The 11,454-nt window shown below is 33.1% G+C and carries 11 protein-coding genes; 2 read left to right on the top strand and 9 right to left on the bottom strand.

What is annotated here, in order from left to right:
• The 7 genes from spoIIR to CUL_RS0103770 all read right to left on the bottom strand — a co-directional run.
• Positions 1-668, bottom strand: a 668-nt coding sequence (gene spoIIR / locus CUL_RS16595) for a stage II sporulation protein R (RefSeq protein WP_051403494.1), incomplete at its 3' end; no start/stop codon positions are given.
• Between the two features lie 127 nt (positions 669-795).
• Positions 796-1,914: a Ger(x)C family spore germination protein gene (locus CUL_RS0103795; RefSeq protein ID WP_025640532.1), complete on the bottom strand. Its 1,119-nt coding sequence runs from the start codon at positions 1,912-1,914 to the stop codon at positions 796-798.
• Complete coding sequence (locus CUL_RS18620) at positions 1,911-3,005, bottom strand: GerAB/ArcD/ProY family transporter (protein ID WP_005583673.1); 1,095 nt, start codon at positions 3,003-3,005, stop codon at positions 1,911-1,913. The genes CUL_RS0103795 and CUL_RS18620 overlap by 4 nt, the downstream gene beginning before the upstream one ends.
• Positions 3,006-3,009: 4 nt before the next feature.
• Entirely contained in the window at positions 3,010-4,503 is a 1,494-nt protein-coding gene (locus CUL_RS18615; RefSeq protein ID WP_025640531.1) for a spore germination protein, read from the bottom strand.
• A gap of 9 nt (positions 4,504-4,512) precedes the next feature.
• A complete protein-coding gene (locus CUL_RS0103780) occupies positions 4,513-4,719 on the bottom strand; it encodes a CLC_0170 family protein (RefSeq protein WP_005583670.1) in 207 nt (68 codons plus the stop codon).
• A gap of 57 nt (positions 4,720-4,776) precedes the next feature.
• Positions 4,777-5,628: a 4-(cytidine 5'-diphospho)-2-C-methyl-D-erythritol kinase gene (ispE, locus tag CUL_RS0103775; protein ID WP_025640530.1), complete on the bottom strand. Its 852-nt coding sequence runs from the start codon at positions 5,626-5,628 to the stop codon at positions 4,777-4,779.
• A gap of 58 nt (positions 5,629-5,686) precedes the next feature.
• Positions 5,687-7,228, bottom strand: coding sequence for a DUF3794 and LysM peptidoglycan-binding domain-containing protein (locus tag CUL_RS0103770; protein WP_025640529.1), 1,542 nt, complete (start codon positions 7,226-7,228; stop codon positions 5,687-5,689).
• A 323-nt stretch (positions 7,229-7,551) separates the two neighbouring features.
• Between CUL_RS0103770 and CUL_RS0103765 the strand changes: the two genes are divergently transcribed.
• Both CUL_RS0103765 and CUL_RS0103760 read left to right on the top strand, forming a co-directional pair.
• The gene (locus tag CUL_RS0103765; RefSeq protein WP_025640528.1) at positions 7,552-8,961 is read left to right on the top strand and encodes an AraC family transcriptional regulator; all 1,410 of its coding nucleotides are present in this window, start codon (positions 7,552-7,554) and stop codon (positions 8,959-8,961) included.
• Between the two features lie 131 nt (positions 8,962-9,092).
• Positions 9,093-10,151, top strand: coding sequence for an NAD(P)-dependent alcohol dehydrogenase (locus CUL_RS0103760; protein WP_025640527.1), 1,059 nt, complete (start codon positions 9,093-9,095; stop codon positions 10,149-10,151).
• Between the two features lie 44 nt (positions 10,152-10,195).
• Here the strand turns inward: CUL_RS0103760 and CUL_RS0103755 are convergent, their stop codons facing one another.
• Both CUL_RS0103755 and CUL_RS16590 read right to left on the bottom strand, forming a co-directional pair.
• Complete coding sequence (locus CUL_RS0103755; protein WP_005583662.1) at positions 10,196-10,465, bottom strand: Veg family protein; 270 nt, start codon at positions 10,463-10,465, stop codon at positions 10,196-10,198.
• Positions 10,466-10,781: 316 nt separating this feature from the next.
• On the bottom strand, positions 10,782-11,454 hold a 673-nt coding region (locus CUL_RS16590), incomplete at its 5' end, for a DDE-type integrase/transposase/recombinase (RefSeq protein ID WP_035142793.1).

Below are 11,454 nucleotides of genomic sequence, written 5' to 3'. Positions count from 1 at the left end.
TGGTGGCATTTTTTATCTTTTGAGGCTAGAAAATTTGCTAGGTATGTTTTTGTTTTTTCGAATACTTCCACTATTTTAGATTTCAATATAATAGGGGATTCTTTATCGGCTAGGAGAAGGTCTATTTCTTCTTGGGTAAGTACATCTTTCAACTCTTCTTCTACTTTAATAGCATGGCTGTGAGTAGTATCTACAAAACATAAAGGAGGAAACATAACACACCACCAGTTCTTGCCTTTACCTTCTCCTATAGTAACTTCCAATGTTTCATATTCTCCTGCAGGAAATATGATATTCCCATATTGCCTTGTAGGAAAATTTTTAATTCCCAAGGATACTTCAACAGGGAAGTCCTTTCCATCACTTTCTATTACCTTTTCAGCAATTTCTTTTATATCATCTAAGTTGTTTTCAACTATATGCCTAGTTTCATCTAAGGATTTGCTATTGCTAAAGCGGGTTTTAGTTTCCTTGAGAATTTCATCTCTTATCCTCAATTTTAATGCCTGGTCTTCTTCCCTATCGCTATTGGCTTTTATATGGAATCGGATTATTTCACCTTTAAATCCATCTACATAAGCGTCCTTTCCAATAATATAGGGATGAATTATATAGATAATAGAAATAATTAATAATGCCAAACTAAGGATCAGTTTTTTATATTTCATCTTTATTCCTCCTAAGTTGTTTTTTACTTCTGGTATTAATTATTTCCTATATCTGTTTTTTTATACATTGGAGATTCTTCACTTCCCTGAGATCACAGGTCGCCCCAAAATTGTGCATTATAAATTATCATTTAGTTAGTCCTGTTCTTCTAATTTTTATATCTAGTGACACGTTTATTTCTATATGGGGGAATATTTGATCCCAGCTTCCTTTTATCTTCTTCCACTCCTTAGGCTCAAATTTACTTAAATGTTCTCCAATTCCTATAATATCCGCTTTATATGTCTTTTGAAGTTTATTAATGGTTTTTTCTACTTCTCTTTTAACTTCCCTTTCCATAACCTCTTCCATTTCCTTTAAAACCTCATTACGGAAGGCAGTTTTATCTTGGTCCAAAATATATCCTTGTAGATAACCTTCAATTTGAATAGAAAAATCCGCCTTTATTCCATCATCTATCCTTACCTTTTTATTGGCTCTAGTATCGGTAACCGTATAGGATACAAGGTCTCCTTTGTAGATAGTATCTATAGTTTCGTTTTTTACTTTATTATTCAATAAGCTAATGGCCCTATTTTCTTTTTCATCTATCCAAGCTATCTGTTTATAATTTTTCATTATGCAACCACCAGAAATATTATACCTATTATCCCTTATGGTGATCCTTGGAATAAGGGTTACCCCAGAGAAATCCAAATCGGAAATAAGTCCTGTCAAAGTCTGGGATGTAAACCTGCTGGAAGTTTTATTGTCCTTTACCGTAGAATATATAAATCCATCTACAGTATGTTCACGGGAGATATTGGTATTTAGTATATCCTTTGCCTTTCCTTCTGCTGCTATAATCTGTATTTTCTTATTTATCTTAGTATCCCTATTTAATTCATCTATTACTTCCCTTACCAAATTTTCTTCTTTTAGTAACTCTTCCCCCAGTATTAAAACTTTTACATGTTTGAAGTAAAAAGGAAAAGGGGATTTAGTACTAAGCTCTCTACTAGCCTGGAATATACTACTGCAAGGGGTTGAAAGCACAAAGGATTTCTTATCTTCGGTAGCATTTTTCCCTATGGCATTTATATTTGGATATTGGTAGGTGACTATAAATCGGTTCATTTTTTCTTTTTCATATAGATCCACCCCTATATCGGAGACAAATATTCTCTGTTCTATTTCTACTTTGTCCCAGCATCCAGATAGGAATATCAAGGAAAAAAGCAAAATAATTAGTATTCTCTTTCTCATGCTTTATCCTTCCTCCTTTTAATATAGGCAAGTATAAATATGATGGTAGGGATTATAATTATAGAAATCAAAGCAAAGTAGTTTAAAATCCTTCCCATAATTCTATCGCTTTCTATTAGATTATCAGGTATTAAGGATATGGAATATATAATTGGTATCAAAGGAGGTACAAATAACTCATGGAATTTCACGTTGAAAATATCTCCTAGAATAACTCCAGAGGCATGGAGAAAGGGCCCCATGGTTCCATATACTACCATGACCCAGGCAGCCATTACTATCCCATCTAGATTCTCTAAAAAATATCCAGGAAGGTCTACTTCTTTTATAACTGCTATAGAAGGCCATATTTCCCTTTTTAACTGATGAACTCCATATTGGGATAGAGTTATAAAAAATACTATTAAATATACTCCAATAACCATTAGTATACCTCTCATACAATATCTAAGGGAGTTTTCATTGTTCTCCGAAAAAGGAAGGGCTAAGAGTAGTATTTCGTAGCCAGCATAGGAAAAAATCACAGCCATAATTCCTCTAGGGATTTCCTTATATTCTATATCCAATAAAGGATATATATTGGTATAATCAGCATTAGGCAGATTAATAACTATTAAAAATATAATAAACCCTAGTATAATAGGGTAGATCATAACAGCTACTCGGGCTACAACTTCTAGTTTTGATCTTGCTATATAGGATATGGCAATTAACATGGTTAAGATAATTACCTCTGTAGGGGTAGTCTCCAGTAAATAAACCTTTATCACCTCTGCAAAGATTCTAGAAGCGTAGGATAGTAAAAGTATGGAATAGGATAGGATGATTATTAGGATTATATTGAATGCTATTGGATGCATTACCTTTCTACCAATTTGAAAAAAGGTTTTTCCGGGGTATAGCTTAAATAATCTATCCATTATTATAATAAAGGGCAAAATTAATAAACCGCCTATTATTATTGCTATCCAGCCACTATTGTTAAGTATCATAGCCAAATCACTAGGTAAGGATAGGACACCTACTCCAATGACGGTAGTAACCAATAATGCTTTTATCTGTTGATTGGATATTGTATTTTTATTTTGCATATTCTCACCTTTTTCCCATTCTTCTTCTATTTTTAGGAAATGTAAATATAGGTCTTAGTTGTAACTTCTGTATAGGGGCTTTTACCAAAGTATCCTTTAAATCTCCTTCTTCTATCCCCAACCCAGAATAAGGGGCGGAAAAAGGTATGCCAAAACTTTCTAATCTTGCAAAATGGGTGGATAGTACGACTATTCCTAACATTATCCCATATAACCCCAATATCCCTGCCAAAGCCATAAATATAAATCTACAAAATCTAAACCCAGAAGCCCATTCGTAACTAGGTAGGGAAAATGAGGCTATGGTAGTTACAGCTACTATTATGATCATCAAGGGACTAACAATCCCAGCTTCTACTGCCGCCTGACCTATTATGAGACCTCCTACTATACCAATGGTAGTTCCTATAGGGCCAGCTATCCTAGTGCCCGATTCCCTTAGTAATTCAAGAGTCAACTCCATCAAATAGGCCTCTATTACCGCCGGGAAAGGTACATTGACCCTACTAGCCCCCAAATAATAGGTTAGTACAGTCGGTATTAATCCCGGATGGAAGGATGTTATGGCAATATATAGGGCCGGTGCTAGCAAGGATAAAAAGGCAGCAAATAGCCTTACCCATCTAATTATCGTGGAAATAGTCCACCGGCTATAATAATCCTCTGCTGATTGGGATAAGGTGCCTATGGTAGCTGGAACTATCAATGCAAAGGGGCTATTGTCTACTAAAATGCCAACCCGTCCTTCATATAGAGAAGCAGCTAAAGTATCAGGCCTTTCCGTATTTTCTATTTGGGGAAAAGGGGATAGATAATTGTCTTCTATTAAAAATTCCAACATAGAACTGTCTAGTATTGCATCTATGTCAATTTTATCTAGCCTCCCGTTGACCTCTTTTAATATCCCTCCACTTACAATATCTTCTATGTACATTATTGCAATATCCGTTTTAGACCTTCTGCCAATTTGGATATTCTTTATTTTTAGCTTAGGGTCTCTAATGCGTCTTCGAACTAAAGTCGTATTTATCTTTAAAGTTTCAGTAAATCCTTCTCTAGGGCCTCTTACCACGGTTTCAGTATCAGGTTCTCCTACTCCCCTTGTAGGCCAACCCCTTGAAGAAAGGATTAAGGCCTTATCTGCTTTGTCAACAAAAAAAGCCGTTTCTCCTGATAGCACGGCATCTACCACCTTATCTAAATCCTTTTCCTCTTTTATACCTGGTATGGCGATGGATTCCTTGGCTATTTTTTCTAATCCACTAGATTTCAAATTTAGTTCTACATCGCCACTATCACTAAGGGTTAATAATAATTGGATGGCGTATTCACCTATCAATACCTTGTCTATAAGCCCATCGGAAAAAACAAAGCAGGCTTCTCTCTTCTTATCCTTCCCTATATCTATAAATCTATAGCTAATATCATCACAGTCTATAAATATATTTTTTAATGTATCAATATTCTTCTTTAAATCCTTAGATATAATCTCTCCCATAAATACCTCCTAGGTCCTTCTTAAAAAAATAAATATTATTATTCCCAGAACTATATAGGAATAGGAAATAATCTGAACTATCCTATATTCTTTAAGAAAACCTCTATTTTTAAAATTTGGTCCATCTACTAATAGTAAAAATAATGCTACGAGTAATACCATTACTATGGTTAAGTTGTCGAATACGCCCTTTATATATGGAGTAATCTTATACAAAAAACCCACCTCCTGCTAATATATATAATTAGCAGAAAGTGGGTTTATTATTCATAGTCAAATGGTCTTAGCTACTAAAACCTTGGGGATTTTTCCTTCCAATTCCTCTTTACATCTATAAAGTTTTTCTTCATCATCAAATAATCCGAATACGGTAGGTCCACTACCGCTCATTATGCTGCCCAAAGCTCCACACCTAATCATATCCTTTTTTATTTCCCCTATTATGGGATATTTTTTTATAACTACCCCTTCCATTACATTGGCCATGTTTTTCGCCAGCTTAGGTAAGTTGTCTTCCTCCATGTATTTAATCATTTTTTCCATATGGATCTCAGTATTGATACCCTTTAGATCTAAATTATTATATACAGAGGCTGTAGATATAGGGATTCCCACATTGGCTAAAAGAACCATCTTATTAGAGAAATTTTTAAGCTTAGTAAGCTTTTCCCCTACCCCTTTAGCCCAAGCTGTTCCACCTAATATGCAGAAAGGAATATCGGCTCCAATCTCTAGGCCTATTTCCATTAACTGTTTTTCCGACAAATCTAAATTCCATAATAGGTTTAACCCTTTAAGTACTGCTGCACCGTTGGAACTACCTCCAGCCAGCCCTGCTGCTACGGGAATCTTTTTATCTATTATTATATGGACTCCTTTATTTACGCCAGTTTTTTCTATTATCTTCTCCCAGGCTCTGTAAACTAAATTAGTATTATCTAAGGGCACATCTTTATCATTGCATTGGATTTCTATTCCCTTTTCCCTGTTTTTTATTATAATTCTATCTTTTAAGTCTATTTGTTGCATTAGGGTGTTTATCTCATGATATCCGTCATCCCTTTTATATAAAACATCTAAGGCCAAGTTTATTTTGCCAAAGGATTCTAGAACTATTTCATCCATTTATATTCTCCTTTTACTGAAGTGACGGATATATTATAACATATAACCTTATTTTCTACTAGAATTCTATATCCACTTTCTTTTCTATGATGATCTTTTCCCCTGGCATTAGATTAGAAGGAGATATTATATTGTTGGATTCTATTATCTCATCTACTGTTGTATTATAGCGCTTTGCTATGTCCCAAAGGATGTCATCTCTTTGAACCATGTATATGATTATACTAGGCCTATTTTTCTTGTCTATTATTTCTTCCGTCTCTTCTATTTCGCTTATTATATTGATTTTCCTTTCCCTGTTGATGAATATATGATTTTTAATTGTTCCATTGATATAGAGAATACCATCTCTAAGATTATAGTTTAAATCCTCTAAATTGGTTTCCGTCTGGATGATTATATCCTTACTCAATCCTTCAATAGTACTATAGGATTTGAAAGGCAATTCCTCCTTCAGGGTCTTTATTTCATCGGTTAAATCATCTAAATAGTAAATATTTAGCCCAAGTATTCCTTCTACCATTATCTTATCTTCCACATACTGGTTGTCGATTATAATAGGCTGGGCCTCTATTGTATATATTTCTTCAAACCCTTGCCCTGATAAATCCCTTGATATACTTTCTCGATCTATAATATCTTTAATATTTTCCATTACCTTTATCTCTTCCGTTTGTAAATTGATCTTTCGACTGGTAGAATAGGCATCGATAACTACTTCTTTCTCCTTTTGATTATATAGTTTAGAACCGATCTTAATCTTCATTTCCAGATCTATGACCTTTAAATCTCCCTCTAAACTTTCCCTTATCTCATATTCCCCACTTACCACTTCCATATTTAATTGACATTTAGAATCATATTCTATATTTGGTAGTTCTATGAAATGGGTAAAGGGAATGTCCTTCTTTATGGAGTTAAGTTTATTTCCTCCAAAATAAATGATGGAGGATTCTACTATGCCAGATAGTATTATTCTATCAGCGGAAATACTGTACTCCTTTTCATAAGGGTGTAAATCTACTTTTAAGATTTCTTCTATAAAAGGTTGGTTTTCTCCTACTTCGAAGGCCTCTTTTATTAAAGCATAGGATTCATCCCTTCCCAATACATCATTATATTTAACTTTTTCCTTTAGTACTTGAAGATTGGCATCTCCTGTTACCCCTTCTATTATTTCTACTAAATTGGTTTCTTCAACCTTACCCATCAGCTTTACCAATGCCATTAAAGTAACCTTTCTTTCGTCATGTAATTCATATTCTATATATTCTAGGCTTGATTTCACTTCTCCTGCCATAATTTCCGTTATTCCTTCAATCTCTATTTCCTCTCTAAAATCCCTATTAGTTTCTAAAGTATATATATTTAATTCTTCTTCATTGGATTTATAGACTACTCTAAATTTTACCAGTCCATTTACCAGTATTTTATCCGTTATGATCTTGGTGCTTAGAATTTCTATCTTCCCATGGGCCCAAAGAATATTTCCTACTTCTGCCTTTGTCTGATCTAGGTATATTTCCGTTTCAATTAAGGATTCTATCTCCCCAGATCCCTTCTGTTCTTCCACCTTTAGGATGTCCTTGATTATTTCCATCTTCTAACCTCCTCTATTTATCTACTTTATATATCCTATGAAAAAGTATATGTGTTAATGTCCAAAAAGATGAATAAAATTTCCAAGGTCAATTTTAAAAAATATTGCATATATATACACCCTAAGTCCTATTTACTTTCATCTAAATTTCGACATATAATGATAGTGAAGACTTCCAAAAGATCTTTCTTCCCCGTATGGGCAAAAGAAAACTTGCTCATTTCCCTATTTAAATCCGACTTATGTCGGATTTTTTCCTTTTATGTCTATAAAATTATATATGATATAATAAAAGAAAAGACATGGTAATGGTAGGTGAAAAAATGAAAAGGGAAATTATTGAATTTAAAGACAATGTACCATTTTCAATTGTTGTTCAATCTATTAAAAACTATCCTATCCACTGGCACGAAGATGTAACGGAAATTTTAATGCCTATCAAAGGATCTATTGAGGTGAGGTCCAATTTTGAATATATACTAGTTAAAGAAGGTGATTTCTGGTTTATAAATAATAAATCAATCCATTCCATAAGAGGTTCATCAGAGGCTATAGTGGTGATTTTTTATATTGATCTTAACTATTTTGAACAGTATTTTGAATATATTAAGCATATGTTCTTTAGAAACAATATGTATTCTAAGGACAATACTAAAGTGGAAAGCGATAATTATGATGATGATGTTAGGAAAGGATATAAAACAAGATTTAGAAATCTATTGGTAAGCGTACTTACAGATATAACCAATGAAGATCCTTTAGCTAGAGAGCTAACTCAAGACTCTGTGTATCAGCTGGTATCTTCTATGGTAAAGGAATTTAATTGGCTCCAATTTCTAAAAAAAAGTAATGATTTTATAAGCCCCTTTCAATTGGATAGATATCATCGAATTGTTAAGTTTATTGATGAACATTATCATGAAAAAATAACCTTAGATCTGATTGCACAACAAGAATTCATTACTAAGAACTACTTCTCCCACCTTTGGAAAAATTTAAGTAACTTTAGTTTTCAGGAAAGGGTTAATTATGAGAGAGTACTGAGATCGGAATTTCTCCTCCTTACCACTAATCTAAGTCTAGCATCCATTTCAGAGAAATGTGGTTTTTCAGATATTAAATATTTCTATAACCATTTTAAACGATGGTATGGGTGCAACCCTTTAGAACATAAAAATAAATGTCTCTCCTATATGAGTCAAGAATTTGACTATAATGAGTTAGATCTAAAGAGTATGAAAAAGGATATTGATAATTATATCAAAAGAATAGTAATGCCTGAATATGCAGAAAATAATATTTGGAGGACAACAACTTTATTTGATGAATATATTAAAATGAAATATTTATATAAAATTGATAAAATAACACCCCAACCATCTCCTAGAAATGTTAAAGTTAATATTTTTAGTCCAAATAACTTTAAAATGAAGGAAGGAAAGTTCTTCTTCAATTGGCAGAATATTGATCTGCTAGTCAATTTTAGTGAAACTTCTGATTTTGATATCAATATGAAAATTAACTGTCATGATTTAGACGATAAATGGTGGAAAAAGGCTGTACATAAATTTTTAGATTCTTGTATTTATCGTTATAGAATAATAACAATTAATAAGTGGAAGTTTTTAATCTATTATAACGATGAAATATCCCTTAATAAAGCAAATGTCATCAGGAATATAATTAAAGAAAAGGTCTCCGAGGCTAGTATAATATATTACTTTTCCATATAATTGATAAATATGTTTATCTGTTTCTTGACAATATGACATTTTCGTCCATGGAAACCAAACTTTGCTAGATATATAATTAACAATATAAGGATATAGTGAATTAATTACATTTCAAGCAAAGGGGGATTACAATGAGAGGTTTTGCAATGTTAGGCATTAATAAAGTCGGCTGGATTGAGAAAGAGAAGCCTACTTATGGACCTTATGATGCAATTGTTAAGCCAATAGCTGTTTCACCATGTACTTCAGATATACATACTGTATTTGAGGGAGCCCTTGGAGAAAGAGAAGATATGATATTAGGCCATGAAGCAGTAGGAGAAATTGTAGAAACAGGTAGAGAAGTTAAAGATTTCAAACCGGGTGATAAAGTTATTGTACCTGCTATTACACCAGATTGGAGAACTTTAGAAAGTCAACAAGGTTTTTCTCAACATTCAGGAGGCATGTTAGCAGGCTGGAAATTCTCCAATTTCAAAGATGGAGTTTTTGGGAATTTTTTCCATGTTAATGATGCGGACATGAATTTAGCTCACCTACCAGATGATATTCCAGTTGAGTCAGCGGTTATGCTAACAGATATGGTAACTACAGGATTCCACGGAGCAGAACTAGCAAATATTCAATTAGGGGATGTAGTTGCCGTAATCGGAATAGGCCCTGTTGGACTAATGGCTGTAGCAGGTGCTAAAATTCTAGGTGCAAGTAGAATTTTAGGAGTAGGAAGTAGAAAAGCATTAACAAAAGCTGCAAATTTCTATGGTGCTACTGATATTGTGAATTATAGGAACGGACCTGTTGAAGATCAAGTAATGGAACTTACAAATGGAAAAGGAGTAGATAGGGTAATAATAGCTGGAGCATCACCTGAGATTATGAAAACAGCTATAAAAATAGTGAAACCTGGTGGTACAGTCTCAAATGTAAATTACTATGGAGAAGGAGATACAATCCCCATTCCTCGACTTGATTGGGGAAGTGGAATGGCCCACAAGACTATAGTAGGGGGTCTAACTCCAGGGGGAAGAGACAGAATGGAAAAATTAATAGATTTAGTTAGATATAATAGAGTAGACCCATCAAAATTAGTTACTCATAAATTCCACGGTTTTAGCCATGTAGAAGAAGCCTTGATGTTGATGAAAGATAAACAACAGGATCTAATTAAGCCTGTGGTATTTGTCGATTAATTATTATTTAAGTTAAAAAAAACAAGACGGTTCGTCTTGTTTTTTTAACTTATCTTAGTTTGTCTTTCCTGATCATCGCAAATAGTTACTTCAACAGTCTCTGTCAATATATCCGAGTATGTGTAAGAAACTCTCCGTACTGAATCGAATTGGTTGCTAATCCTTACTACAAACAAGCTAGGATAAGCTTCTTCCAGTATGCCTTCTCTAATTGTAGTTTTCTTTCTTCCCTTGTTCGCTTTAAGAATTACTTTTTTACCAACGCAATCTTCTACGTTTTTGCGAATTTTGGCTAAGTTATTCTTTTCCAACAAAGTAACCACCTTCCATCGATTTCTCCCCTTAAATTAGGAGGTAGAAGGAGTGTAAAGGGACACTCATGGTAAGATTGTATCATAATTTGCTAACAATGTCAAATAAATAAATATTATACTATGAATATCTTCCTTTGTCAATTGTTTATTGAAAATATTCTAATATTCCTCTTCTAGAGAAGTCAAACATATGTGACACGACCTCTGAAAAATTATCTCTGAATAATGCTGTGGTTTTAAAAAATTACTAATAATTATTTTGTCAAGGAGGAAAGCGATAGCGATCCTTGATTAAATAATTATTGGCAATATCATCTTAAGCAGCATTTTCAGAGTGATATTCCTTAACTATTTCATTTGGTGTCTTAAAGTTAAGGATTTTTCTTGCTATATTATTGTATCTTTTACTATATCTTATAAATGACTTTTTCATTTGTTTATAGCTGCCAAATCGTCTTCTACTGTAGAATAATTCATTGTCTATCCTGTGACTTCGCTCTACTATGCCATTTTGCCATGGTGAATATGGACGAATACGCTTGTGTTTTATATCTAGTTTTTCTAAATATTTTTCAAATCTAGTTTTCTTATTTGTAATATCTTGATCATTAACAAATTCAATCCCATTGTCTGTTTGAACTAACTCAACCTTAAATCCTAAATTACCTTCTAATCGTTTTAAAAAATTAGATGTACTATATGTGCTAAGTTCATTAACTAATTCTAAATATCTCTTTCTTGAATATTCATCAATAGCTGTTATTTGGTAGTATCTATTATGATTACTTGCAAAGCCAATACATTCATTTGGAACATATTTTATATCTATTTGAACTCTCTCTCCCGGATAGGTTGCTAAGTTCCTTCGGTAGGTAGATTTAGGATAACTTTTTCTTTTCTTTGGTGTATTTAGTTTCATTTTTCTTATCTGCCGACACATTGAATCATAAGTTCTTCTATAGCCGGCATCTCTTGATTTACGGTAAACC

The sequence above is a fragment of the [Clostridium] ultunense DSM 10521 genome, from assembly GCF_000511955.1.
Classification (GTDB): domain Bacteria; phylum Bacillota; class Clostridia; order Tissierellales; family Tepidimicrobiaceae; genus Schnuerera; species Schnuerera ultunensis.
This window is presented reverse-complemented; position numbering and strand designations above follow the sequence as displayed.